This is a genomic window from Polaromonas sp. UBA4122, assembly GCA_002381615.1.
Taxonomy (GTDB): Bacteria; Pseudomonadota; Gammaproteobacteria; order Burkholderiales; family Burkholderiaceae_C; genus Polaromonas.
In genome coordinates this window covers 20928-44383 of sequence record DFWY01000167.1, presented here as the reverse complement: position 1 = coordinate 44383, position 23456 = coordinate 20928, and the positions used below count along the sequence as shown (strand labels likewise).

Annotated in this window: 28 protein-coding genes and 1 pseudogene; 6 read left to right on the top strand and 23 right to left on the bottom strand. The window is 56.7% G+C overall.

Annotation, left to right across the window (positions count from 1 at the left end; translation table 11 throughout):
• Nucleotides 1–274: pseudogene (locus B3F77_RS20220) on the top strand (DDE-type integrase/transposase/recombinase); the annotation flags it as partial.
• A 180-nt stretch (nt 275–454) separates the two neighbouring features.
• Here B3F77_RS20220 and B3F77_RS20215 read toward each other — a convergent pair.
• The 20 genes from B3F77_RS20215 to B3F77_RS20115 all read right to left on the bottom strand — a co-directional run bounded on the left by B3F77_RS20215 (nt 455) and on the right by B3F77_RS20115 (nt 19163).
• Nucleotides 455–1120 carry a hypothetical protein gene (locus B3F77_RS20215; RefSeq protein ID WP_293606687.1) on the bottom strand — a complete coding sequence of 222 codons (666 nt, stop codon included), beginning with the start codon at nt 1118–1120 and terminating at the stop codon, nt 455–457.
• 185 nt (nt 1121–1305) lie between these two features.
• Nucleotides 1306–1704 (bottom strand): transglycosylase SLT domain-containing protein, encoded by a 399-nt coding sequence (locus tag B3F77_RS20210; RefSeq protein WP_293606686.1) that lies wholly within the window; start codon nt 1702–1704, stop codon nt 1306–1308.
• Nucleotides 1705–1740: 36 nt separating this feature from the next.
• Entirely contained in the window at nt 1741–3771 is a 2031-nt protein-coding gene (gene cheA, locus B3F77_RS20205; protein WP_293606685.1) for a chemotaxis protein CheA, read from the bottom strand.
• A 100-nt stretch (nt 3772–3871) separates the two neighbouring features.
• A complete protein-coding gene (gene motB, locus B3F77_RS20200) occupies nt 3872–4723 on the bottom strand; it encodes a flagellar motor protein MotB (protein ID WP_414703062.1) in 852 nt (283 codons plus the stop codon).
• Nucleotides 4724–5602, bottom strand: coding sequence for a flagellar motor stator protein MotA (motA, locus tag B3F77_RS20195; protein WP_293606683.1), 879 nt, complete (start codon nt 5600–5602; stop codon nt 4724–4726).
• Nucleotides 5603–5846: 244 nt separating this feature from the next.
• A complete protein-coding gene (gene flhC, locus B3F77_RS20190) occupies nt 5847–6464 on the bottom strand; it encodes a flagellar transcriptional regulator FlhC (RefSeq protein ID WP_293606693.1) in 618 nt (205 codons plus the stop codon).
• Between the two features lie 57 nt (nt 6465–6521).
• Nucleotides 6522–6839 (bottom strand): flagellar transcriptional regulator FlhD, encoded by a 318-nt coding sequence (flhD, locus tag B3F77_RS20185; RefSeq protein ID WP_293606682.1) that lies wholly within the window; start codon nt 6837–6839, stop codon nt 6522–6524.
• A 238-nt stretch (nt 6840–7077) separates the two neighbouring features.
• Nucleotides 7078–9834 (bottom strand): MASE3 domain-containing protein, encoded by a 2757-nt coding sequence (locus B3F77_RS20180; RefSeq protein ID WP_293606681.1) that lies wholly within the window; start codon nt 9832–9834, stop codon nt 7078–7080.
• A complete protein-coding gene (locus B3F77_RS20175) occupies nt 9831–10163 on the bottom strand; it encodes an HD-GYP domain-containing protein (RefSeq protein WP_293606680.1) in 333 nt (110 codons plus the stop codon). Before B3F77_RS20175 ends, B3F77_RS20180 begins: the two co-directional genes overlap by 4 nt.
• Before the next feature lie 3 nt (nt 10164–10166).
• On the bottom strand, nt 10167–10619 hold the full coding sequence (locus B3F77_RS20170; protein WP_293606692.1) for a response regulator: 453 nt from the start codon (nt 10617–10619) through the stop codon (nt 10167–10169).
• Nucleotides 10620–10646: 27 nt separating this feature from the next.
• Nucleotides 10647–11213 carry a response regulator gene (locus tag B3F77_RS20165; RefSeq protein WP_293606679.1) on the bottom strand — a complete coding sequence of 189 codons (567 nt, stop codon included), beginning with the start codon at nt 11211–11213 and terminating at the stop codon, nt 10647–10649.
• Between the two features lie 55 nt (nt 11214–11268).
• The gene (locus B3F77_RS20160) at nt 11269–11547 is read right to left on the bottom strand and encodes an EscU/YscU/HrcU family type III secretion system export apparatus switch protein (protein ID WP_293606691.1); all 279 of its coding nucleotides are present in this window, start codon (nt 11545–11547) and stop codon (nt 11269–11271) included.
• A complete protein-coding gene (locus B3F77_RS20155) occupies nt 11547–12842 on the bottom strand; it encodes a flagellar hook-length control protein FliK (RefSeq protein WP_293606678.1) in 1296 nt (431 codons plus the stop codon). Before B3F77_RS20155 ends, B3F77_RS20160 begins: the two co-directional genes overlap by 1 nt.
• Nucleotides 12839–13162 carry a flagellar protein FliT gene (locus B3F77_RS20150; protein WP_293606677.1) on the bottom strand — a complete coding sequence of 108 codons (324 nt, stop codon included), beginning with the start codon at nt 13160–13162 and terminating at the stop codon, nt 12839–12841. Before B3F77_RS20150 ends, B3F77_RS20155 begins: the two co-directional genes overlap by 4 nt.
• A 94-nt stretch (nt 13163–13256) precedes the next feature.
• Nucleotides 13257–13625 (bottom strand): flagellar protein FlaG, encoded by a 369-nt coding sequence (locus B3F77_RS20145; RefSeq protein WP_293606676.1) that lies wholly within the window; start codon nt 13623–13625, stop codon nt 13257–13259.
• Between the two features lie 80 nt (nt 13626–13705).
• Complete coding sequence (locus B3F77_RS20140) at nt 13706–14068, bottom strand: flagellar protein FliT (protein WP_293606675.1); 363 nt, start codon at nt 14066–14068, stop codon at nt 13706–13708.
• 1 nt (nt 14069) lies between these two features.
• Entirely contained in the window at nt 14070–14546 is a 477-nt protein-coding gene (gene fliS, locus B3F77_RS20135) for a flagellar export chaperone FliS (RefSeq protein WP_293606674.1), read from the bottom strand.
• 9 nt (nt 14547–14555) lie between these two features.
• Nucleotides 14556–16001, bottom strand: a complete 1446-nt coding sequence (gene fliD / locus B3F77_RS20130) for a flagellar filament capping protein FliD (protein WP_293606673.1) — start codon at nt 15999–16001, stop codon at nt 14556–14558.
• Between the two features lie 50 nt (nt 16002–16051).
• Nucleotides 16052–18373: a flagellar protein FlaG gene (locus B3F77_RS20120; RefSeq protein ID WP_349678430.1), complete on the bottom strand. Its 2322-nt coding sequence runs from the start codon at nt 18371–18373 to the stop codon at nt 16052–16054.
• A gap of 277 nt (nt 18374–18650) precedes the next feature.
• Nucleotides 18651–19163 carry a tetratricopeptide repeat protein gene (locus tag B3F77_RS20115; RefSeq protein ID WP_293606672.1) on the bottom strand — a complete coding sequence of 171 codons (513 nt, stop codon included), beginning with the start codon at nt 19161–19163 and terminating at the stop codon, nt 18651–18653.
• 318 nt (nt 19164–19481) lie between these two features.
• On the opposite strand from B3F77_RS20115, the gene B3F77_RS20110 reads away from it, so the two are divergent.
• Both B3F77_RS20110 and B3F77_RS20105 read left to right on the top strand, forming a co-directional pair.
• The gene (locus B3F77_RS20110) at nt 19482–19805 is read left to right on the top strand and encodes a type II toxin-antitoxin system RelE/ParE family toxin (protein ID WP_293606671.1); all 324 of its coding nucleotides are present in this window, start codon (nt 19482–19484) and stop codon (nt 19803–19805) included.
• A complete protein-coding gene (locus B3F77_RS20105) occupies nt 19802–20131 on the top strand; it encodes an addiction module antidote protein (RefSeq protein ID WP_293606670.1) in 330 nt (109 codons plus the stop codon). The genes B3F77_RS20110 and B3F77_RS20105 overlap by 4 nt, the downstream gene beginning before the upstream one ends.
• Nucleotides 20132–20321: 190 nt before the next feature.
• Here the strand turns inward: B3F77_RS20105 and B3F77_RS20100 are convergent, their stop codons facing one another.
• A complete protein-coding gene (locus B3F77_RS20100; RefSeq protein ID WP_293606669.1) occupies nt 20322–20891 on the bottom strand; it encodes a hypothetical protein in 570 nt (189 codons plus the stop codon).
• A 20-nt stretch (nt 20892–20911) separates the two neighbouring features.
• Entirely contained in the window at nt 20912–21208 is a 297-nt protein-coding gene (locus B3F77_RS20095; protein WP_293606668.1) for a nucleotidyltransferase family protein, read from the bottom strand.
• A 354-nt stretch (nt 21209–21562) separates the two neighbouring features.
• Here B3F77_RS20095 and B3F77_RS20090 point away from each other — a divergent pair, with 354 nt between their 5' ends.
• Both B3F77_RS20090 and B3F77_RS20085 read left to right on the top strand, forming a co-directional pair.
• Nucleotides 21563–21694 (top strand): hypothetical protein, encoded by a 132-nt coding sequence (locus tag B3F77_RS20090; RefSeq protein WP_293606667.1) that lies wholly within the window; start codon nt 21563–21565, stop codon nt 21692–21694.
• A gap of 9 nt (nt 21695–21703) precedes the next feature.
• Entirely contained in the window at nt 21704–22120 is a 417-nt protein-coding gene (locus tag B3F77_RS20085; RefSeq protein ID WP_293606666.1) for a type II toxin-antitoxin system HicB family antitoxin, read from the top strand.
• 208 nt (nt 22121–22328) lie between these two features.
• Here B3F77_RS20085 and fliE read toward each other — a convergent pair whose 3' ends face one another.
• Nucleotides 22329–22646 (bottom strand): flagellar hook-basal body complex protein FliE, encoded by a 318-nt coding sequence (fliE, locus tag B3F77_RS20080; RefSeq protein ID WP_293606665.1) that lies wholly within the window; start codon nt 22644–22646, stop codon nt 22329–22331.
• 325 nt (nt 22647–22971) lie between these two features.
• Between fliE and fliF the strand changes: the two genes are divergently transcribed.
• Nucleotides 22972–23456, top strand: a 485-nt coding sequence (fliF, locus tag B3F77_RS20075) for a flagellar basal-body MS-ring/collar protein FliF (protein WP_293606664.1), incomplete at its 3' end; no start/stop codon positions are given.

Genomic DNA, 23456 nt, shown 5'->3' with positions numbered 1-23456 from the left:
GGTGCTGGCAGCCGTATTTCGTCGGCGCAAGCGCCCGGTGGGCAGTAGCTGGAGAATGGACGAGACCTATATCAAGATGGCAGGCCAATGGAAGTAGCTGTACCGCGCCGTTGATCGCGAAGGCAACACAGTCGACTTCCTCCTCACTGCCAGGCGGGATCTGGCTGCAGCACGGAGCTTTCTGGAGCGGGCCATCAACCTGCATGACTTGCCAGAGAAGATCACCATCGATAAAAGCGGCGCCAACACGGCGGCCATTGAAAGCGTCAAAGCTGGATGAGCGGTCAAGACAAGGCGAAGTTTTTGATTGCTGCTTAATCTTGGCTTATTGACCGTACAGACGTCATCGCGCGACAGAATTGAAAAGGATGGTCAGCATGATCTGCACAGACCATGCGCCACCATCCGAGAATTGGCATCCTGCGCCTGTCAGGATGTTCATTTCAAATACGACTTAGAAACGATACACAGCGCCAATGGAGACGCTTGGGATGACGCCGATCTTGCCAACGCCGTCACGCAGTTTCTGTGACTGCGCATCAATGTCGGCCTGAGTGACCTGGCCGCTGGCAACCAGTGAGGTGTTGGTATCAACGTTGAAGGTGCCGACCAGCACGCCGACGTCAGCATAAAAACCAAGGCCCTTTTCAGCTTTGTGGTGGCCGTAGCCGATGCCGATATAGGGCGTCACGCGCGGAAAGGTGAGGTTGACGTTGTAATACTGGCCAGCCATATTGACGGTCGTGCCATTAATCACGGCGGTGCCGGAGCTGGTGCCATTCATATCGGCCTTGATGTCATTGATTGTCAGACCGCCCACGACGCGGAAGCCGCTGCCGGCGATCGGAAACCAGTCGCCAAACGCACCGAGTGTTGTTGATTTGACTGATCCGGTCACGTTCACGCCGTCACGATTGCCATCCAGGGACACGTTCAACCCGGAGGCATATTCAGCGCGAACGCCCCAGCTTTTGCTCACCGGAGTTGCGTAGCCGATGGTAACCAAGCCGGGCAGGCCCACGCCGAGATACGCGTCTTGGGCTTGTGCACCAGTAGATGCTGTGATGGCGAAGGCAGCAAAAGCGGAAAGGGGAATCAGATGATGTTTAATTTGTTTCATTGAGAAATTTGAGTTTTGAGTTTTGAGTACGTTAATGTCCTCGATTGATTGTGCGATTTGTTTTTTTAATTTGTAATCATTAATGGATCGTGTTTGTCCTTTCTTGTGTCATTACTCTGCGACAACAAATCCGCTAACTGACATGGCAAATGCCCGTTCGGTGCCAATCGGTTTATTCGTAGTCCCTACTTCATGTATCCCGCTGGCTTAATTGCCGGCACCACGGCCACTGATCGCATCGCCAACGGCCTCCCGACTTGTTTATAGACCAAGCCGACATATCCTTCGTTTTCACCGCGCATCCAATCTCCTGAGTTGTACGCAGAGATCGCTGCCCGCAATGCACGCGCCCCAGGCCCGAACTTCTGCATCGCCTTTTGATAGAAGTCCGTCAAAATCTTCCCGCCAGCTGCCAAATTGGTACACGGCTCAAATACATCTCTAACCGATAACCCGAGCTTTGGAAGATTACGGTCATTCACTTGTGCAAGTCCAAGCGACACCGTATGCCCGCTGGCAATCAACTCCAACGCCTTCGCTACTGCGACCAGCACCAACACTAAAAAAAACTTCAAAGCTACCATGTGGCATCGTCTAGAGACGAACCGCCATGTCCCCCTTTAAACCAGCGCGCTGGCTTTCTCGCGATTCGCCCGTTTCATCGCGGCCACATCAATAATCAGGGCGACATTGCCATCGCCCAGAATCGTCGCGGCGGAAATACCCGGCACCTTGCGGTAGTTGGTTTCAAGATTTTTCACCACCACCTGATGCTGGCCGACCAGTTCATCAACCAGTAACGCAAAACGCGTTCCTTCGGCCTGCACAATGACCGCGATGCCCTGCGTCGGACTCTGCACTGCATCAGTGACCTCGAACAGCTTGTGCAATTCGACCAGCGCTAGGTACTCACCCCGCACATGCATGACATGCTCATCGCTGGTGATCGAATGGAGATCTTTGGCTAGCGGCTGCAACGATTCGATGACGTAATTCAAAGGCAGAATGTAAACTTCTTTGCCAACTTTGACCGACATGCCATTGAGGATGGCCAGCGTCAGGGGCAGAACGATTTTGATGGTCGTGCCCTTGCCTTGCGTGGAGGTGATTTCAACATGACCGCCCATTTCGTGAATGTTGCGTTTCACCACATCCATGCCGACCCCACGGCCGGAAATGTCGGTCACTTCTTCTGCCGTAGAAAAACCGGGCGCAAAAATCAGTTGCCAGACTTCGTTATCGGAGATGGTCTCGCTAATTGCCATTCCTTGCTGGATCGCCTTGGCCAGAATTTTCTCCCGGGCCAGACCACCGCCATCGTCCTTGACCTCGATCACGATACTGCCGCCCTGATGCTGGGCAGACAGCGTCAACCGCCCCACCGGATCCTTGCCCGCAGAGGCGCGTTGTTCCGGCCCCTCAATACCGTGGTCAAGACTGTTGCGAACCAGGTGGGTGATCGGGTCGATGATGCGCTCGATCAGGCTTTTGTCCAGTTCGGTCTCCTTGCCGACGGTCACCAGCTGTACTTGTTTGCCCAGCTTGGCCGACAGGTCGCGTATTAGGCGAGGGAAGCGGCTGAATACATAGTCCATGGGCATCATCCGGATCGACATCACCGATTCCTGCAAATCGCGGGCGTTGCGCTCCAGATGCCCCATGCCGCTCAGCAGTCGCTCGTGCAGCACGGGATCGAGCGTCGATGCGGTTTGCGTCAACATCGACTGGGTAATCACCAGTTCGCCGACGAGGTTGATGATCTGGTCAACCTTTTCAACATCCACTCTGATTGAACTTGACTCCTTGCCGTTGCCAGGCGCTGCAACCGCCGCAGCGGCGATATTCGTCGTCACTGGTGCGTCAGCAGAACTCACCGTGGCGGCAACCAGATTCACCGGTAGCGGTGAAATCACAATTGGCGGCTCTGCATCAGGGGATGAGACCGACTCAGTGCTGATTTCAATCTGATCGACTTCGATAATGAAACAACACACAGCAATAATGTCATCGGCATCACAGCTGGTTTCCAGCCATAAGGTCAGGCTGTCATCGGTTTGGGTTTGTGCAATCACACGGCCCAGATTCCCCATCTCTTCGCTCAGCAGCTTGCGGTCGCTTTCGAAGACTTTGGAAAATCGCACTTTCAGGGTTGTACCTTCCGCCACGATGGCGGCTGGCTCCGATGCATGTCCGGGCGCGGCCACCGGCGTGATGACTGGCGCTTGCGCCGAGGCCGTTGTTACGGCCGCGGTGGAAGAGCCACCGCTTGCCTCCAGGGCCAGTTGCCGAAGTACCGCGCAGATTCGCGCGACCATTTCGGGCTCTGGTTCACCGCCAGCCCGATAAGCGCTCATTTGTTTTTGCAACACGTCTTTAGTTTCCAAAAAGGCATCCATCATTTTTATGTTTAATTTCAATTGGCCATGGCGTGCCCGATCGAGCAAATTCTCAAGCAGATGCGTGGTGTCGGTCAGTGCAAGGAAGCCAAAGGTGGCCGCACCTCCCTTGATCGAATGCGCGGCACGAAATATCGCATTGAGATGCTCGCTGTCTGGCGCCTCCAAATCGAGGCCCAAAAGCAGTAGCTCCATCTCGGTCAACAACTCATCGGCTTCTTCAAAAAATGTCTGGTAAAACTGGGTAATGTCCATCTCGGGTGCGTCTCTCTTGGTTGGTACTGCCTGCTGGCGACACAGTGTCGCGAGGCGGCTGAACGGGGTTACATCAAGTCCTCATGCTTGCGCCGGATTCTTAACGCTTGATGCCGGCATTGGCCGCATTGGCACTTTCTATTTCTGTTTGCGCGCGCTTGTTGAGAACCACAATACTGATGCGGCGATTGATCGGTGCAAACGGGTCCTCCTGGTTCAAATGCATGCTCGACGCGACGCCCATGACCCGCAGCACTTTCTTGTCCTGCATGCCACCGGCAATCAGCTCGCGCCGAGACGCGTTCGCCCGGTCAGCTGAGAGCTCCCAGTTGCTGTAGGATTTGTCGCCCTGTGTATACTGCGTCGCGTCGGTATGTCCGGACAAGGTGATCTTGTTGGGTTGTTCGTTCAGCACCGGGCCAATCTCGCGCAAGATGGTGCGCATGTAAGACATCACAATGGCGCTGGAGCGATCGAACATCGGCCGGTTGCCGCTATCGACAATCTGAATCCGCAGGCCTTCTGGCGTGATGTCGATCAGCAGTTGGGGACGGAACTGTCTGAGCACAGGATTGGCTTCAATCATGTCGTCCAGGCGCTGTTTCAGTTCGTCCAGGCGTTTGACGTCATCGGCTTCGGGGCTCGGGTCGGATTGCTTGACTTCACCATCCATATGGATCGGATCGGTGCCACCGCCGGGGATCACGCTAGTGCTGGTACTGCTTTTTTGGCCCCCACTGAGCGCCACCTTGAGGGGCATTTTGAATTGTTCTGCAATACCCGCCAACTGCGCCGGGGACTGTGTACTCAGCAGCCACATGACCAAAAAAAATGCCATCATGGCCGTCATGAAGTCGGCGAAGGCAATCTTCCAGGCACCGCCGTGATGGGCAGCGGCCATGACAGGGCGTTTGATGATGATGATCGGGCGTCGCGATTCGCTCATGACAATTCAGTCTTGCGTGCTTCGGTGGCTCTTGACGTCACGGACGTGCTGGTCCAGCTCGATAAACGAGGGCCGTGTGGTCGAATACAGGATTTTTCGGCCAAATTCCACCGCCAGCTGCGGTGCGTAGCCGTTCAGGCTGGCCATCAGAGTGACCTTGATGCACTGGTAGCCTGTCAAGGATTCAGCCACCTTGTGCTCGACCAGGGTTGCCAGCGGAGACACGAAACCATAGGCCAGCAATATGCCGAGGAAAGTGCCAACCATCGCGTGGGCAATCAACTGGCCCATTTCTGCGGGCGGCAAGTCGGCGGACGCCAGCGCATGCACCACACCCAACACGGCCGCCACAATGCCGAGGGCTGGCAGCGCATCGCCGATCCGGGCCAGGCTGTGTGCCGGTACTTCGGCCTCATGCTTGTAGGTTTCGAGTTCGTGCTCCATCAGCTCCCCGATTTCGAACGCGTCCGTGTTGCCGCTAACAATCAGGCGCAGGTAGTCGGTCAGGAACTCCAGGACACGGGCATCATGCAAAATCATCGGGTACAGCGCAAAAATAGCACTGCCCTGCGGATCGTCAACATCGGACTCCAGCGCCATCATGCCGTCCTTGCGGCCTTTCGACAGCAGCACATACAGCAAGGCGAGAAGCTCCATGTAGAGTGACTTGTCGTGTTTTTTCGAACTGCGGAGCAGTCTTGGCAACTCTTTCACCGTGGCGCGTATGGTCTTGGCGTCGTTTCCCACAATAAATGCGCCCAGCGCAGCGCCGCCAATGATCAGCACTTCGAGAGGCTGAAACAACACGCCGAAATGCCCGCCCATCAGCGCATAACCGCCAAATACCGACCCCACCACAACCAGATAGCCAACAATTACCAGCACTATGCGCTCCCGCTGAAAAACCTTAAGAGAGTAAAACTACGGACTGACCTACTGCTCTTTTGACGGCCCTTTGGTAGATAACGACAGTCTCAAGAAAAACTTGAGGGCAAATACGCCAATGCTTTGCAAAAATCCGTCGCTAGCGGAAAGCTGCCTCATGTAAAGAGCCTGGTGCCCGCAATGGCAAGTCAAGGTTTTTTCTCATTCCGGCGCGGGCCGGAATCCATGACACGCTCAGCGCTTGTCAGGCACGAGCTGCATTCATCACCTCCGCAAGCCACTGCGACGATGAAGTCGCGCGTTTATCCCCCTTGATGGTGATGGGCACTTCGGTAGCATCGGATTTGATCTTGCGCGTCTTGCCGGCACGTGATGGCGGCCGACACAAAACACACACGTAGTTGCTTTGTGGATCGTGTGCATGCGCAACGAATTGACCCGTGCAACGTGTACAGGCAGTCAACTGCAACATATCGCTGTCAAAAAACCGCACGAGGGTCCAGGCGCGTGTGAAGTCAAGGACTGGCTCACTGCCTTGCAACTGCACCTGCTCCAGATAGAGCCGATAGCTTTTGGTGATGGCAACAATCCGCGTGCACCCTCCTTGGGTCACCATGAATTGGTAGATGTTGTAGAACATCGACGAATGAATGTTGGACAGCCAGGTTATGAACCAGTCCGTGGAAAACGGCAACAAGCCCTTGGGTGGCGAAACCCCCCTGATTTCTTTGTACAGTTTGATCAGACGATCCCGACTCAAGCTGGTTTCCGCTTCCAGAAACTGCAGACGAGCGCCAAGTTTGATCAAGTCAATCGCAAGATGAATTTCCCGCGCTTCACGAATGACGCTTTTACCCGCCATGATGACCCGAACTGCACGCAAAGTGAGCCATCGCGGTGCTGCACTCAATGCATAACATCATTGGGTCGCCTCGACCTGTTGCCCGGAAAGAAGAATGGCTGCATGCGCCCGTTGCAATGTCAGGCTGCCCCCCTCATGCGTCAGTGCCGACAGAATCGGGTGATCATCAAATCTGAAACGGCATAAAAGCAGGCTGGACGCTGCCAGCTTCACAATTTGCGAAAGCGACAGATTTCCGAGCAGATCGGCCAGTTCCCGACTCATACCCAAGCGGAACATGGCTGTCGCAACATCCTCTCTCACCAGCCTCTGTGCCAACAGCAGGTAAGACAAATTCAAATCACCAATCTCATTGGTAGTACCCGTCTCAATCATTGTGCGCTCCTGGATCTCTGACAACTTGCTCTTTGTAGACGGGGCCAAACAAACCGCATTTAATTTCCCGCCCACTATCACAGATTTGGCAACACGTCTGTAGGACTGAATCCATTCATAGGCATGCTGCGTAAGCGAGTGTATTACATCGAAAGATTCGTATCAATCGTTTACATCGAATTTAACGTTTAAATCTTAAACTTAAAAAGCGTTAATAACGATTTAACATTACGAAATATTAGACTTTTTTGCTCAAGCTCTCAGCCACGGCCTTGAGCAACTCATTGACAGGAACTGGCTTGGTGAAACGGCGAACCCCATGCCGAGGCACTTCGGACAGGTCAATGCCATCGCTGTATCCGGTGCACAGAATGATCGGTAGATTGGGCCTCACGCTGTGCAGGCGTTGCGCCAGCGCAACGCCGCTCAAACCCGGCATGGTTTGGTCTGTAATGAGTAAATCGACGTCATTTTTTTCAATTTCAAATGCGGCCAACACCTGGAACGGTTCGTTGAACAGTCTTACGCTGTAGCCAGAATCTTTTAGTAGCTCATCCAAATAGCGTGCCACGGCGGGTTCATCGTCAACCACCCAAATGCGTTGACCCCAGCCCGCTTGAACTTTAAGGTGGTCTTGTTGCGGACTTGGCGCGCTTTCGTTAGGCAATGCAATGGGAAACAGCAACTGGAACCGGCTTCCTCGACCAGGCTGGGATTCGACCAAGACATGGCCACCGCAGCGCAGCAAAATACCTTGCACCATGGACAATCCCAGCCCCGTTCCCTTGCCAATATCTTTTGTTGTGAAGAAAGGTTCGAACAGGTGTGACTTATGTTCCGGCGCTATGCCGCTCCCATTGTCAGACACTTCAAGTGCCAGATAGGGGCCAAACAGTCGCTGCTGGTCGGCCGCACAAATCTGACCATTCATCTCGACTTGATGCAAACGAATCTCGATCATGCCGTGCCCGTCGATGGCATCACGCGCGTTAATAATGAGATTGACCAGCATCTGATTCAACTCACCAGGGTCGATGAGAATGCTCAGGTCATCTTCGATGGGACTCTTGAGTTCAATACTTGAGGGTATAGCCGTCCGCATCATGGCCAAAACTTCTTCTATCACAGCAGCCGGAGAAATAACGTCAACATTTGCGCTCGGCTGCGTGCGCGCGAAAGTGAGCATCTTGGCGATCAGGTCACGGGCTCGCTCACTGGCCGTAATAACCTCGCGCAAGTAGCTTGCCAGCTTGCTTTGCTTGTCTGGCACAAACCGGTCCAGCGCCAGATTCGAGTACCCCAAAATGGCCGCCAGGATGTTGTTGAAGTCATGCGCGATACCGCCCGTCAGTTGCCCCAGCGCCTGCATCTTCTGCGACTGCTGCAATTGCCGTTCAAGGTCTTGCTTGAGTGCAGCAGCTTGCACCCATTCGGACCGGTCACGAAAAAAAACATAAAAATGTTCTGACTCAGGATCGTAGGTTGCTGAAATATCAACCGCGAATTCGTGTCCCTGCTTGTGCCTATGGTGGCTTTCAAATTGAGCGTATCCCTGCTGGGTTATTTTTTGCAGGAGTGCCTGGATTTCCTCTGGACGCTCAACCGCTCTCAACTGGCTGATGTGCATGGTCAGCAGTTCTTCGACCGTGTAGCCGGACATCCTTGCATAGGCATCATTGGCTTCCAGCAATTGACAGGATGCGTCGACAATCCAGAAACCGTCAATGGCCGAATCAAGTACGCGTTTATGGCGCAATTGAGCTTTTACTTTCTCTGTCACCTCCTCTGCGACGGAGACATAACCTTCCACCACGCCTTCCTCATTGCGCAGAGGCGTCACAACCTGATTCATGATGATGTTGTCGCCATTTACATTCTTGAAGCGAAGCAATCCCTGCCAGATTTTTCCGGCCTGGACCGTTGCACGAATGTTCTCAGCCACCTTCAGGTCGCGTGTGATGGGCGCAGAAAACAGGGAGAGCCTGTCTTCGAATTCCGAAGAATTGAGAACAGATACCTCGCGTGAGGCCCGGTTCCTCCAGCGTACGTTGCCTTGAAGGTCGGTCACGACAATCAGCGAGCCCGTTGACTCCAAGGCCAGTGCCTGGATGCGCAATGTCTCATTGATTTTCAGAAGTGATTGCGCTTGAGCAGCCAGCTTCTGGTAGGGCCTGCGCACACTGACCAAAAACATGGCCTGATAAATGAGGCCATAGCTAACGAACTTGTACAAATGGCCAATAAGGTTCTGGACATCATTGCCAATTTCATACTGTGTCAGGAACAGTTCGCTTAAAGCCGCTACCGAAGCGGCACCAAATATCAAGGGCAATGATTCATCATCTGACTGGCGCGCCAGCCAGTAGTAGCGCCAGGCTGCCAGAACCAGCAGACCCGTAATGAGCCACTCAAGTCGAACTTTGAAGGGGGTCAAGCCAATGTTTTCAATGTAAAAAACCGGCAGTTCAGCTTCATGAAAAATCACCCCCCAGATAACGACCAGATTGACCAGGGCGAATGCGGCCAGAATGCCATAGCGGGCCCACGCTGATGGTGGCTGAAGCTGCGGATAAAAACTGACCCCCAACAGGCTGACCGCGACCAGCAGACGCGCGGCCAGCCAGAAGGCCATCGTTTTCTCAGAAGAGGCTGGGGTAATCAGGTCTGGCATGTCGTTGAAGGACAAGGCATGGGCAAAATCAAGCCAAGCAGCAGCAAAGAGCGCTACGGCGAGCAGTATCAAAGAGGCCGAGACCTCCCCTTTTGGTGTATGCCATACCGTTGCAAAAACAAGGAAAGCAACCAGTATTGAAACGAACTCCAGCAGCGTATGCAGAGGCAGGTAATGCTTGACCGGGATGTGCACGCCGTGCAGCAGCGGCAGCATCATGGCCAGAAGCGCCAAACCGGCAAAGATGACAACAAGAATGACCTGTTCACGCCGAAAATTCCGGTCACCCGCTACGGTTTGCATGTTGCGTTTCAACGGGTTCATGGCTCTGGCCGGTGATCCCAGTCCAGCGCGCCAGTGCTTCGAATCTCGCCGAAGAGACTCAAGCCAAGATCGTCGTGCGAAGCAAGTGGAACATTGATATCTTCCGGATGGTTTTTGACAATCCCGAGGAAGATGGCTGTCAACGCTGGATCGCGCCAGCCACGCGCCGCTTCAGTCTCAAGCACCTCAATCACCTGCTGTCGTTCCATGGCACGCTTGTAGGGACGCGCGTGGGCCAAGGCGTCGTAAATATCCACAATCTGGAAAACCCGGGCCAGCAACGGAATTTCTTCACCGCGCAAACCATCGGGGTAGCCGCTGCTTCCCATCTTTCATGGTAGTGGCGAATGATCGGCACTGTCGAGTTGGTCAGTCAGTCGCTTGTGGCTCACCGCGGCATCCAGCCGGGCTAAAAGTTCGTTCGGGTCGTACGGCTTGCGAACAAAGTCGCTGGCGCCGGCCGACAGGCTCAGGGTGAGACTGTCGATATCACCATTCCCGGTCACCATCAGTATGGGCAACATGCCCAAACCCAATTCCCCCCGGATACGCCGACAGACCTCATCACCATCCATGCCAGGCATTCGCTTGTCGAGCAGCACGACATCGAAGCTGCGTGCGCGCAAAGCGTCCAGTGCTTGCCTGCCCGAACTGGCCTCGCAGACCGCGTATTTAGGTGAGTCAAGAATTTCCCGTTCCAACGCGCGATGAAGTGGATCATCGTCCACGATCAGGACGTGGTAGGGATAGCCGTTGAGGTACGACGGCAAAACTTGCTGTTCCATGTTGTTCACTCGCTCTCTTCCAAATCTTTAGTCTTCAAGACCCATCAGCTTGAGTAAGCGGGTCGTGTCAATCGGCTTGGGAAAACAGCATTCAGCACCAGCGGCCAGCAGTTCAGCCTCATTTTCTGGACTAAGTTGCCCGCTCATTGCGATCACACGCACATTTGCCTGCCCAGGGATCTGCTTGATTTGGCGGCAAACTTCGGTCCCCTTGATGCCCGGCATCATGAGGTCGAGCAGGACGATGTCAGGAGAAAAAGTATGGACCTTGCGCCCCGCATCGAAGCCGTCATAGGCGGTCTCCACCACCGTTTGATGCTCCCCACCTTCGAGCAACTCCCTTAGAAAACCGACCACCGCTCGGTCGTCATCCACAATCAGAACCCGCAAAAGCCCTTTGTTGCCAACCGGATTCCATTGACGGGCAAAACGCTCGACCTCTTCGCGACGAAACCTGCGATGCCCGCCGGGCGTGACCTCGGCCTGCAGCAACCCTCTTTGTGCCCAGCCGCGAACGGTCACCGGAGAGACCATCATCCATTGCGCAACTTCGTTGGGCGTGAGATAGGGCTTGTTTTTTAATTCTTCGGTCATGACTTGAGTCATATTTAAATTTAAGTTTCGGTTTAATCGATATGATGTTTCGATCTTACGTCGTGACTGCGCCAGCTTCAAGCTGATACAACCATGCCAGCACCTCGGCCACGGCGAGGTACAACTGGGGCGGGATCTGTGCATCCAGGTCGACATGCATCAACAGCTTCACCAGATCGGGCGAGGCGTGCACATGCAGGCCGCTTTCACGCGCACGCCGGATAATAGCTTCGGCAACATCCCCGTATCCTTTGGCCACGACGATGGGCGCCTTGTTTTTGTTGGCATAGGAAATCGCGACTGCGCTGGGCCGATCTGCTTGCTGGCTGTCCATCATGGTGCCTGCACTCCCTCTACCGCCAGCGCGCCAATCTGAAAACCGGTCAGTTGCAGCCCCACCGCGCCAACGCGCTGAGTCAATTCATTGCTGCCGTTACCCAGCAGGGCAAGCGTGGCGTTCTCGCGTGCGGCCAGATGCACCTGCAGCGTGGTGCCAGCCAGAGTCAAACGCACGTCAACCGCCCCGAGCGTGGGCAAGGTCATTGCCAGGCGCGTGCTCCAGGTGGGCGGCACCGCCGCGCCATCGGTAGCCTCAGAAGCAGCATGGCGCTCATCGTGCTCCTGGTGAATTTCCCAGTCCATGGGCGTGCCTGGCCACACTTCGCCACCCCAGCGAAACACCGGCACCGCCAGCAGCTCAAGCTGCTGGCGCACCAGCGCAATGGCATCAGGGTGAATCGCGGCAGCAACAGCGGCAGCAGGGATACTGTTGGTGTTATTGCGTACGGCGTCCAGAGAGCTTGCTCCCGCATTTTTTGCCGTAGTCTCTTGCCCGGCAATGTCGTGAAATGGTGTGTGCTCTTTTTCGCGAACACTGGCGCTGCCATAGGCTGCGGCAAGATGGGCAGAATCCAGACGGCTAGCCAGACCGGCAGGCACTGAATTCGGCGAGGAAGCCGCCCCAGCCTGGCCACTGTCTATGGACACATCATGGCCAGTCTCTGACGGCACAGCGGCTGCACCCGGCAGACTTGGCACTTCCATCAAGCGGCCAGTACCAGCAGGGCTACCACCCATCCCAGATTCTTGACCTGCGGCATCTGCGCCTGGCAACGCCAGCGGTACCCTCAGCGTAGCGTCAAGGCGGGCTTGCGGCTCCTGCGCCAATTGCGCCAGCGTGCGCGTGCCGGCAGCATATTGCGCCAGGTGCGATTCGTAAAACAGGCCGGAGTTGGCCACTGTGCGGGCCAGCGTTGCCGAGAGCAGATGAGCAAGCGCAGGCTGCGGCTGTGGCCACAGCGGTTCAGTTCCGATGATTTTGGTCGTAGCGCCGGCTTGAATATCCAGAATCACACTCACCGCACGCGCTGCAACACTCAAAGTGACAAATTCTCCCGAACGTGCCGGCCCGTTACCGTAGCCACTCTCACCGCTTTTTAAAAGCCCCACACCCAACTGCTGCTGCAAGGCTGCGCGCGAAGGCAAGCGGAGGTCGTTGGTGACTTTTTCCACCGGCGTTACCGCTTCAGGGCCCGCAACTTCGACCTCAGACTTGAGCGGCACCAGATCAACGCGCTGGGCCAGCCGCGTGGCCAGCAGCGTGTCAATCAGGGGCGTCAAGCCGCTCATAACAGGGCATCATCCGCCTGGCCATAAGCCTTGTGAAGGCTTTGCCGCAGCTCCAGGCTCTTCATCACCGCCCCTAGCTTTGCCAGCTGCGGCATGACGATGCTGCGAATATCAGTGTAAATAGAATTTATCTGACTGAGCAGCCGGTACTTTCGCGCCGACTGCCACTCATCCAGCGTCTCCTGGGGTTCGATGGCCTTCAGACGATCAACCGTGTCGCGGCATTGCGCTTCCAGCGCCGGCAGCGCACCCCACTGACCGGTGCGCGCCAGCATCAGCATACGTTCGGTTAGCAATGCGATCTGCTCATAGCAGTGCATGACCTCGCTTTGAGAGCTCACATCAAGCTCCTATGAGCAGCATGGCTGTTGCAGCCGCATCGAACAGCAATGATGGCTCCTTCATATTTTTAAACTAGATCGTCTCGCTCACCAGAAGATCCTTCAATTTACCCCGAGATTCGTACCACTTATTCAAAATCGTCTGGTTTAGCAGAAGCCCCTGCAATTTGCCCAGCGCTTTCAAGATGCGCACCACTTCTTCAGAAGGTATCTGGCGAATGACATCGCCACTCTCTATGTCCGCCACCTTGGCGATCATCTTGCCGGCCTCCTTGGTAAACTCAAACTGCAGCCCGATGGACGTTATCTTCAAGGTCTGGTTGATTTCGGCCAGCACAACAGTGTCATGCGCTGCCTCGCGCGCCAAGCCGGTGGTTCTGTGTGGCGCGGGCAGCACGGGCTCGCGCAGCGGGTTTGTCGTCATAGAATTTTCGAGAATCATGGCTTAATCTCCTGAGGAATCGCTAGGCACTCACGACTGAACCTTCAAGCGGGAGTGCGTAACTCGTGTTAACTTGTCAATCAGTGGCGTGACGCCGCCCATAAAGGGGCATCATCCGTCTGCCCATAAGCCTTGTGAAGGCTTTGTTGCAGCGCCAGGCTCTTCAACGCCTCCCCCAACATGGCCAGTTGCGGCATCACAACGCTGAGAATCTCATCGTGGTTGGAGATGATCCGACTGAGCAGCCCGTGCTTTCGCGCCGACTGCGACTCATCCAGCGTCTCCTGGGGTTCGATGGCCTTCAGGCGATCTACCGTGTCGCTGTATTGCGTCTCCAGCGCGGGCAGCTCACCCCACTGCTTGCCCCGCGCCAGCATCAGCATGCGTTCGGTTACGGTTGCGGTCTGCTCGTAGCAGTGCATGACTTCACTTTGAGAACTCACATCAGGCTCCTGCAGAAAATCGTTGGGTTGCCGGGCCGTTCGCCGCTTCAGGCAGTTGGCTTGGCTTATGGGGGTCAATTTCGCGCCAGGCGGAGCTGATGTTGTCCAGCAGCCGGTCCGCCTCGTCCAGCAACGCCGGGTCGTTACGCAGGTTGGCGTACATCAGGCGCTGGTTGACGTAGTCATACAGCGCCGACACATTGGCCGCCAGTGCAATTTCAGCGGCGTCGCCCCCCTCGGCATCAATGCTGGCCTTGAGGCCGTTGTCGATGATGTTGATCGCCTTCGAAATCGCATTGCCCTTGGCCACGATTTCGCCGTTCGCCATGTGGTGGCGCGCCATGGTGATGGCGGTTTTGGCACCATCAAACAGCATGGTGATCAGCTGGTGCGGCGACGCACTCATGGCGGCTGACTGAAGGCCGATCGTGGCATAAGCACTGGCGCCGCTGCCAGTTGCCGAATTACGTGCGTACATGGGCTGGCCTTATTTGGTGGGAGTAGGTGCGAATTGCTGCGTCAGATAGGAACTGGTCTGGTTCATGTTGCTGATCAGCATGTCCAGTTGCGTAAACTGGGCTGAGTAGCGCGCCATGGTGGCGTCGATCCGGGCGGAGGTCGCCGTGTATTGCTTGCCGAGCGTATCCAGCGTCGTATTGATACCTTTGGTCGCCGCCGTCAAGGTCCCGGTGGTGGCGTCGGTCATGCCGGTAATCAGCGACGACAGCTGGGTGCCATAGCCGCCAACGCCTGCGGTACCAGAAAACAGCTTCGCCACGCCGCTCATTTGGCTGTCGAGTACGGTGCGCAACTTGGTGGCATCAAAAGACAGGGTGCCGTCCTTCTGGAACCCTATGCCGACTTGCGTCAAGGTTGCCAGGCCGCTGGCATCTGGCGTCTGCGCGGTGGTCAGCGCCGAGCGGATACGCACCTGAATGTTGCGCAGGGTTGAATCGCCCAGCAGCACGGCGCCTGATTTGCTCGTGGCGTCAAAAGCGGTCAACTTCGTGGCGACGCTCTGCAAGCTGTTGTAGGCGTTGACAAAGGTAGCGATCGCGTTTCCTGCGCTGTCGCTATCTTTTTGCACCGCCAAAGTGCTGGTGCCAACTTTAGACACGGTCATGGTGACGTCCTGGATCGCACCCGCCACCGTATTGGTGGCGCTGGTGATGGCAATGCCGTTCACCGTCAGTTTCGTATTTTGTGCGGCGGCGGTTTGCTGCAACTGTGTCCCAGCCGGGTCATTCGTCAGCAAGCTCGACAGAGCAGGATCGCCATTAGGATTAACAGGATCAGCAGGATCGCCAGAAACCGTAATGCGCATGCTCGATGCCTCCCCCGTTTGCTTGGACGTCAATACCAGCCGGTTCGGCGTGGCGCTGCCATCGTTGACGATCGAGGCGGTCACCCCGAGGGTGGCGCTGCCATTAATCGCTTTGGCGATGTCCGCCAGCGAACTGTGAAGAGGATCAATGGCGAGCGATTTGGTACGCGTGGCATCCTGGGTAAAAACCGTACCAGCAGTCGTACCAAATTCAAACTGCACATTCGTCACCGTACTACCATTGCCAATATTGGTGGTGGTACTGGCCACGCCAGCCGTCGCCAGCGACTGCGCTTGCGTCAACTGCGTCACGTTCACCGCATAGCTGCCGCTCGCTGCCGTTGACAGGGCCGTTGCCGTCACCACATCGCTGGCCGTCGAGTTGGCCTTCACCCCCTGAAACACGGCGGGCAGCGCCAGTGCCGCCGCTGCCGCCTGCAGCGCACTCAAGGCACTGTTGAGCTGGCCGTACGCCGACAGCTTGGCGGTATAACTGGTTTGCTGCTGCTGAAGCGCTATCAGCGGTGCTTGCTCACCGGACTTGATGCCTGCCAGCAAGGTATTCAAATCAAGGCCTGAGCCAATGCCGAGAGAAGAAACTGAAGCCATATTAAATCCTGTTCTTTCTGTTCAATTACCACACCCCTCGCCGCGCAAAATCACACCGACTGCGCAAACAACAACCCTTTCAGGTTGTCCATCACCTTGGATATCTTCACCGCCTCCTCGGTCGGAATCTGGCGAATCAGCTTGCCGGTATCCTGGTCCACCACCTTGACAATGAGTTCTTTGTAATCGGGGTCAACCCTGAACTGGACGCTGATCGACAAGCCGGTCAGCACCTTGTTGATATCTTCCAGCGATTGCTGCACTTGCTTGGCGTTGAGCTTGACCTCTACCGCCTTGGCAGCCGCCGCCGCCTGGACCGCTGGCGTTTTGGAAATAGCGGCTGACACGCTGGCGGCTCGCGCAGCGGACACCGCGCCTGGCGCGCTGCCACCGGCGACCGGCAACGTGGCGAGCTGGCTGTGCTGCAAGCCATCGGCCGCACTGATCGAAGCTGTTGAAATCGACATTTTTTGGTTCTCCGGTCTAAAACGCTGTCCGCTCACGCCTGAAAAATACTCCAAGCGGGAGCGGGCAGCGCAATCGGGCTTTTTGGGCCTGATTGCCCTGACCATTTTGCTTGCAAGCGGCGGCCCGCAGGCCGCCGCTTGACTTGTCNNGCCCTGGGTGGACTGGTTAGCCTTGGCCAACACCGAGGTACCGGCTTGTTGCAGGATCTGCGCGCGTGTCATGTTCGACACTTCAGTCGCGTAGTCTGCATCTTGAATGCGCGAACGCGAAGCCGACAGATTAGTGATGGTGGAGCCGAGGTTGGAAATCACCGAGTCAAACCGGTTTTGCACCGCACCCAGCGAGCCGCGCAATTTGTCGACCGTGGACAAGGCCGCATCCAGTGCCGCCAGAGGATTAGCCGTGGTGGTCGCACCGCTGGTTGCATTCAACGAGAACTTGCCAGCATTTGCGGAGTCGTTGTACACCACGTTTGCTGCGCCATCCGTCACAGTGCCGTTGCCTGCGAGATATAGGCTTGCGGTGGTATCGGCTACCAGCTTGCCATTCATGTCGACGTTTACTTGCGTACCCCCAGATGTGATCGCGCCAGCTGCTGCTGCGGTGCCCGCTGCAACATCGTAGGTTATGGCGGCCGGGCCTCCGGCTGCCGCCGCCGTGATACCCAGCTTGATGGTGATCGCGCTGGTCCCAGTAGTGTTGTCCGCGTTAACTTGCGTAGCCAGGGCAGCGTTCGAAATGTGCAGGTTGGTAGCCGTTGCGGTAGCAGTGTTCGCGACATAGACATACGTTGCAGGCGATGCGCCGCCGCCGACCGTAATAGTACCGTCAGTAGTGCCGGCAGTACCACCGGCAAGACCGCCCATGCTGGCCAGAACATCGCCGGCAGTGGCTGCAGCACCCAAAGTAGCGGCACCGCTACCATTCACATTCGCTTGGGTCAGGGTACCACCACCGGTCTCCGTCAGGTGGCCGGTAGTATCGAGATAGAGCTTGTTGCCGCTGCCAGCTGACGTCAGTTGGCCATTGCTGTCGATCATGGCATTGGTAGAAGTACCGCCGATATTGAACGTTGCAGCAGTCGAGCCGCCTGCGGCTGGCTTCAGGTCGCTGGCTACAGTTGACGCTGCGCGGGCAGTGTCACCGAAAGTGTAGTCTGTGCCGGTGGAGGTGTATGCAGCAATAGTGGTCTTGCCAGCATCGACGACCGTATCGCCGCTTACTGCTTTGCTAAGGACGGTGCTCAACGATGCATTGTCTGCCGCAGTATAGGCCTTCGTATACAGCGTTGTACCGTTAGTAACAGCGCCAGCGGTGAAGCCAGCAGTCTTGAGATCAGTAAGTGTCGTGGCTGCGTTAGGGGTACCGGTGCCATCCACGTTGAAGCCGACCAGGCCGAGGGTCTTGCTGCTGATTTCCTTCAGGCCGATAGAGATGGTTTCGCCGTCGTTGGCGCCAACCTGAATGTTCAGTGCCTTGGCTGATGAAGACAGCACTTTGGTGCCGTTGAAGTCGGTTTGTGCGGAAGTGCGGTCGATTTCAGCCAGGCGTTGGGTAATTTCAGCCTGGATCGAAGCCTTGTCGGCGACGGAGTTGCTGCCGTTGGAGGACTGTACGGTCAATTCACGCACGCGTTGCAGGTTGGTGTTGATTTCATTCAACGCACCTTCAGTGGTTTGCGCCAGCGAGATGCCGTCGTTGGCATTGCGCTGCGACTGTGTCAAACCCGTGATGTTGGCGGTGAAGCGGTTGGCAATGGCCTGGCCGGCGGCGTCGTCCTTGGCGCTGTTGATGCGCAGGCCGGAGGACAGGCGCTGGATCGCGGTGGTCAGTGACGACTGCGATTTGATAAGGTTGTTCTGCGTGAGCAGCGAGAGGGAATTGGTGTTAATGATTGTAGACATGAGGGACTCCTGTTTGCAAAGGTTGGGGACTCCGGCTAACTCGCCGTCACGCTGGCCTTGCCTGCCGAGACAGTCTGCAAGCCACCGTTATTCAAGTTATCGGCCAGTGCCTGCAAAACCTTTAGGGCTGCGCGTAAAAAATTTTCTTGCCGTTGGAAACCTGGCTGCGTTGGGGATGTCGGCTTACGCCTGCGGCTAAGCCGACCTACGGAATATATGCCAAATCAGCCTCTAGATCCCGTCCACATTGCGTAAGCAGCTATAATAATGATAGCAACTAGTGCAGCATGGTTTTTCTGTGGGGCTGGCCTTCAGTTTGGTTTGTTTTTTGTCGCTTTGCAGGCGGCCGCTTCGGTGCCACCCTCTGCGTGCATCCTTCCAGCCGCGCCGCCAGCGCTTCCACCTCGTCGCCCTGCAATCCGTGCTCACGCCCCAACGCCAGCAACTGCTGCGCAGTTTGCGTTTCATCGGCTTGAATCAGCGCGTCGATGTAACTCAACCAGTATGGCTGCTGCTCCGGCCTGGCTTCGAGTGCTGCGGCAAAGTAAGGCAGCCCGGCCTCAGCTTGCTTCATCTGCACCGCCAGAACGCCCAGGCTGTGATTGGCCTGCGGGTGGTTCGGCTGGGTTTGCAGGATGGTTCGGTAGAGTGTCTCGGCTTCTTCAAACTGGCCGGCTTGCTGATGAGCTACGGCCAGTTGCAGGGCCTGCGCCAGAGATTGATGCAGGTCTTGCAGCGCTTGTTCCATGGCCGTATCGGCGGCTTGCTGCGGGGGGGTGGAAATGGTCATAGTAGGTGGATTTATCACATCAAATCGGGCTCTGGCGCTTACAGGACGTGCGCAAGAAGCTACCAATAAAGTAGCAGGACGGGTTAGCACAGACGTAGGCCAGCATATCAAGGGATGGCACGGGCAGATGGCGCCAACTGATGGCAAAACTCCCGGCTGTTTGAGGCATCGGGGGGATGTCGGCTTACGCCTACGGCTAAGCCGACCTACGGGATACGCGGCATTGGGGGGATGTCGGGTTACGCTGCGCTAACCCGACCTACGGGACTTCAGCGCATGCTGTGGCAGCCCAGTAGCTTATAAGGTACAGTATTGCCCATGATAGAACTCTTCCGGTACCAGCGCGAGGACGGCCTTGAGCCCTTGACGGAATGGTTAAGCGCCCTGCGTGACAAAGTGGCCCAAGCCCGAATTCGGGTTCGCTTGCGGCAGGTGCAGGCGGGTAACTTCGGCGATGTCGAACCGGTAGGCGACGGCGTGAGCGAGCTCCGTATTCACGTTGGCGCCGGCTACCGCGTGTACTGTGCGCGGCACGGGAGGACGGTCGTGATCCTGCTTTGCAGCGGAGACAAGGGCAGCCAGTCGGCAGATATCAAACGGGCCAAGGAGTTTTGGCTGGAATGGAAAAGGAGGCAGTCATGAGTAAACTGAAAGGTGTCGTTTCGCACCACGAGCGAGAACTGGACGAACTGCGCGCCGATCGAGCGTTGGCGGTCGAGTATCTGAAGGCGGCGATGGAGTCACTCGACAACCCTGACGACCGGGCTGCCGGTTTGCTGGCCCTGCGAACGATGGCAGAAGCCTATGGCGGACTGGGCGCAGTGGCGGCTCAGGCCGGCATCAGCCGTGAATCGCTTTACCGTGCGCTCTCGCCCAATGGCAACCCGACCCTTAAAACCTTGCTGGCTGTTCTCAAGACGGTTGGCCTGCGGCTATCGGTCGAGCAGGAGCACCACGCTCACGCTTGATGCGAACGACGCGTGGCGTTGGCAGCTTCGTAGGTCGGCTTAGCCGAAGGGGTCGTAGGCCGACATCGGCGCTTGCTGCGGCGTCTTGGGCACGTCGGCGTGGTGCGCGGAGCGTCGGGTTACGCTGCGCTAACCCGACCTACGAATCAAATACGGCTCCAGCCTAATACAGACGGGCGCAGGAAGCTACTTATTTAGTAGCGTTATCCGAATTTTTCCGGGTATTCAACGAGGTCGTAATTGCAGCAAACTCGCTGGCAAAATCTGCGCTGGCGGGATGGGCGCCCAGTTCTTGCTGTGCATAGTGCACAAACCGTAAAGCCGTTTGATACAGACTGGGCTGGAGAGCGTGCAATGCGTTGAAGTGATAGGCAACTGCGTTGTAGTCGGTCTCGTAATCGTGAGCTGCCAGATTGCGCGCTGTGCGGGCCACCTGCCAGTCTTCCAGCGACTGGACGACGCCGTTTTTCTCAAAGAGGGCCAGTACCTTGATGAAGCTATCGGCTTGCTCGCCAGAAAGCAGCAGGCTGTGCCGCATGGCTGCGCCCATGGTGTCCTGCAGCTTGGCGAAGCGTTCGTTGATGGCCGCCAACGCCTCAAAAAGGTCGTTGTCTTTTTTTCTGTCCGACAAAAAATCGCCTGTCAAAGGCCATGCAATGCCGGAATCGGAGGCATGCAAAAAGTACACGCAACGCTGAATGGCCTCTAGCAGACCTGCCAGATGCTGCTGTTGGACGAGTAGCAAACCATGGGTATTCATCACTCGCCTTGTTAGCGTTGTTAAAGACTCAGACGGACAGCGTGAGCGCGGGCGATGGACACAAACGGGCTATCTTTTGCTCCAGGGCGCGTCGCCAGAACATCCACCGGCAACTGCAGCTTTTGTTCCAGACGATTTTTGATTCGGGCACGCTCCATGAGCCCAGCCACTGGCGCGGACTCGATGAGCAAGTCAATGTCGCCGCCTTTGCGGGCGTCGTCCAGCCGCGAGCCAAACAGCCAGACTTCGGCGTTCTGACCGGCAACACTGCGGGTAGTCTGGATGATGGTGGCAATTTGCTCGGGTGAGATTCTCATGGTCAGCCTCGTAGGTCGGTTGGCGTAGCGTAACCCGATATTTGCATTTTGGCTGCGTCTTGGGCACGCTCGCATGGCGCGGGGATGTCGGCTTACGCTTCGCTAAGCCGACCTACGAGTCAAATACGGCTGCAGCGCAATATTCATGGACGCGAGTAGCTATAAATAAAATAGCGCATTCGTAGGTCGGCTTAGCCGCAGGCGTAAGCCGACATCCCGGGGCAAATACAGCTCTGATGCACTGTTCATGGGCGCTTACAGCTATTCATTGCGTAGCACTTGTTTGGCCACCCCCGGTGCAGGCGAATTTCCGTAAAAATCAAAATAGATCAATTTTGATCCATAATTGAACCCGTGAACGGCAAAGACATCATCAACAAGCTCAAGGCCGAAGGCTGGAAACTTGACCGCATCAATGGCAACCATGATGTGGGCATGGGCTTGGTGTCCACCATTGCCCGCCAGACTGGCGTGGAGCCGAAATAAGGAGCCCCCATGGAAATCAACTATCCCGCTCGCATCACCCCGCAAGAGGGTGGCGGCTTTCTGGTGCAGTTTGTCGACTTGCCCGATACCTTTACCGAGGGGCAGACGCTGGAGGAGGCGCTGTTCAACGCCGCCGAGGTGTTGTCGGCCATGGTGGGCTGGCACCTGGACCAGGGCAGGAACATCCCCGCGGCCACGCCCGGCCTGCTAGACGCGCACTACATCTCACCAGATGCAAAAACCCAAGCCGTGCTGCTGCTGCGCCACGCCCGTGGAGGCCGCTCGCTGGCCGATCTGGCCCGTGCGCTGGAGACGAGCTGGCCGCAAGCCAAGCGGCTGGAAGACCCGCACCACTGGCCCAGCCTGAAGACCCTGGACCGCGCTGCCCGCGTCTTGGGTAAGCGTCTTGTGCTGAGCATGGAGTGATGCGAAATCTTTGCAAAAAAGTGCTCTAGTCACCGTGTAACGTGCGCAGTAAGCTATTAATATAATAGCAACTCACCCTCTCCAGGTAGGTCGGGTTAGCGCAGCGTAACCTGGCATCGGCGTTTGCGGCTTGGGCACGTCGGTGTGGTGCGGAGCGTCGGGTTACGCTGCACTACCCGGCCTACGAATCAACAAGCTACCGAAAGCCTCAGGCCTGCATATTCATGATTTCCTGGTAGGCGGCCACCACCTTGTTGCGCACCTGCAGGCCCATCTGAAAGCCGATGTTGGCCTTTTGCATGTCGATCATCACGTCGTTCAGTGCCACCCCGGGTTTGCCCAGTTCAAACGCTTCGGCCTGGCTGTAAGCGTTCTGCTGCGTGTCGCTGATGCGATCAAGCGACTTCTTCAGCTCGCCGGCAAAACCGCCGCCGGCCACTTCACTGGCTACGCTTGTGGTGTTGCCAGAAGCCTGGGCCAGCACCCGCATTTGCTGCAGCACGGACTCAATAGACGATATCGACATGGTATTTTCCTGGGGCGCACGAGCGCCCATTGCTTGACTAAGGACTTGAAGCGTAGCAGCCGACTGGCCCGCGCATCGCGCCAAAAGATGGCAAAACCCCCGGTTATTCGGCGGATCAAGAACCGTACCGCGCTCAGACAATCATTCACGAGGCCCGGGGTGCCTTGGTCGCATCTGCCAGCCCAGCCCCTTTCCTCTCTGTTCAATCAATAAAGCCGTATGTCATCAGTCGTTTCGCCGCGCTACCGGCTCCGCATGCCTGCCAACTGCCAGCACACCACCGGTGCCGATCGCCCTTGCGACGCGGCGGTAGCCGGGTGAGCGCATGAGTTCCGCCGCAGCAGGCGCTGACGCAGCAACGCCAAAAACCCAGCCATTGTTCGAGCAGTTGCGCGCCAACCCGCGCCTTCCCTTGATGATCGGGGCTTCTGCCGCAGTGGCCGCCATTGCCGCGCTGTGGCTATGGAGCCGTGCGCCTGACTACGGCGTGCTGTACAGCAATTTATCGGACCGCGATGGGGGCGCCATCATCGCGTCGCTGCAGCAAATGAACATTCCGTACAAGTTTGCCGAAGGTGGCGGCGCTTTGCTGGTGGCGGCCAACAAGGTGCCTGAAGCGCGTCTGCGGCTGGCCGCGCTGGGGTTGCCCAAAGGCGGTACGGTGGGTTTCGAGCTGATGGACAACCAGAAGTTCGGCACCAGTCAGTTTGCCGAGCAGATCAACTACCAGCGCGCCCTGGAAGGCGAGCTGGCGCGCTCGATCGATTCCATTTCTGCGGTGGAGTCGGCGCGCGTGCACCTGGCGCTGCC

Excerpts from the sequence above, each read along its gene's own strand:
- B3F77_RS20215 (WP_293606687.1), bottom strand. The coding sequence starts at position 1,120 with ATGAAACAAATTAAACATCATCTGATTCCCCTTTCCGCTTTTGCTGCC.
- B3F77_RS20210 (WP_293606686.1), bottom strand. The coding sequence starts at position 1,704 with ATGGTAGCTTTGAAGTTTTTTTTAGTGTTGGTGCTGGTCGCAGTAGCG.
- cheA (WP_293606685.1), bottom strand. The coding sequence starts at position 3,771 with ATGGACATTACCCAGTTTTACCAGACATTTTTTGAAGAAGCCGATGAG.
- flhC (WP_293606693.1), bottom strand. The coding sequence starts at position 6,464 with ATGGCGGGTAAAAGCGTCATTCGTGAAGCGCGGGAAATTCATCTTGCG.
- flhD (WP_293606682.1), bottom strand. The coding sequence starts at position 6,839 with ATGATTGAGACGGGTACTACCAATGAGATTGGTGATTTGAATTTGTCT.
- B3F77_RS20180 (WP_293606681.1), bottom strand. The coding sequence starts at position 9,834 with ATGAACCCGTTGAAACGCAACATGCAAACCGTAGCGGGTGACCGGAAT.
- B3F77_RS20175 (WP_293606680.1), bottom strand. The coding sequence starts at position 10,163 with ATGGGAAGCAGCGGCTACCCCGATGGTTTGCGCGGTGAAGAAATTCCG.
- B3F77_RS20170 (WP_293606692.1), bottom strand. The coding sequence starts at position 10,619 with ATGGAACAGCAAGTTTTGCCGTCGTACCTCAACGGCTATCCCTACCAC.
- B3F77_RS20165 (WP_293606679.1), bottom strand. The coding sequence starts at position 11,213 with ATGACCGAAGAATTAAAAAACAAGCCCTATCTCACGCCCAACGAAGTT.
- B3F77_RS20160 (WP_293606691.1), bottom strand. The coding sequence starts at position 11,547 with ATGGACAGCCAGCAAGCAGATCGGCCCAGCGCAGTCGCGATTTCCTAT.
- B3F77_RS20155 (WP_293606678.1), bottom strand. The coding sequence starts at position 12,842 with ATGAGCGGCTTGACGCCCCTGATTGACACGCTGCTGGCCACGCGGCTG.
- B3F77_RS20150 (WP_293606677.1), bottom strand. The coding sequence starts at position 13,162 with ATGCACTGCTATGAGCAGATCGCATTGCTAACCGAACGTATGCTGATG.
- B3F77_RS20145 (WP_293606676.1), bottom strand. The coding sequence starts at position 13,625 with ATGATTCTCGAAAATTCTATGACGACAAACCCGCTGCGCGAGCCCGTG.
- fliS (WP_293606674.1), bottom strand. The coding sequence starts at position 14,546 with ATGTACGCACGTAATTCGGCAACTGGCAGCGGCGCCAGTGCTTATGCC.
- fliD (WP_293606673.1), bottom strand. The coding sequence starts at position 16,001 with ATGGCTTCAGTTTCTTCTCTCGGCATTGGCTCAGGCCTTGATTTGAAT.
- B3F77_RS20115 (WP_293606672.1), bottom strand. The coding sequence starts at position 19,163 with ATGACCATTTCCACCCCCCCGCAGCAAGCCGCCGATACGGCCATGGAA.
- B3F77_RS20110 (WP_293606671.1), top strand. The coding sequence starts at position 19,482 with ATGATAGAACTCTTCCGGTACCAGCGCGAGGACGGCCTTGAGCCCTTG.
- B3F77_RS20105 (WP_293606670.1), top strand. The coding sequence starts at position 19,802 with ATGAGTAAACTGAAAGGTGTCGTTTCGCACCACGAGCGAGAACTGGAC.
- B3F77_RS20100 (WP_293606669.1), bottom strand. The coding sequence starts at position 20,891 with ATGAATACCCATGGTTTGCTACTCGTCCAACAGCAGCATCTGGCAGGT.
- B3F77_RS20095 (WP_293606668.1), bottom strand. The coding sequence starts at position 21,208 with ATGAGAATCTCACCCGAGCAAATTGCCACCATCATCCAGACTACCCGC.
- B3F77_RS20085 (WP_293606666.1), top strand. The coding sequence starts at position 21,704 with ATGGAAATCAACTATCCCGCTCGCATCACCCCGCAAGAGGGTGGCGGC.
- fliE (WP_293606665.1), bottom strand. The coding sequence starts at position 22,646 with ATGTCGATATCGTCTATTGAGTCCGTGCTGCAGCAAATGCGGGTGCTG.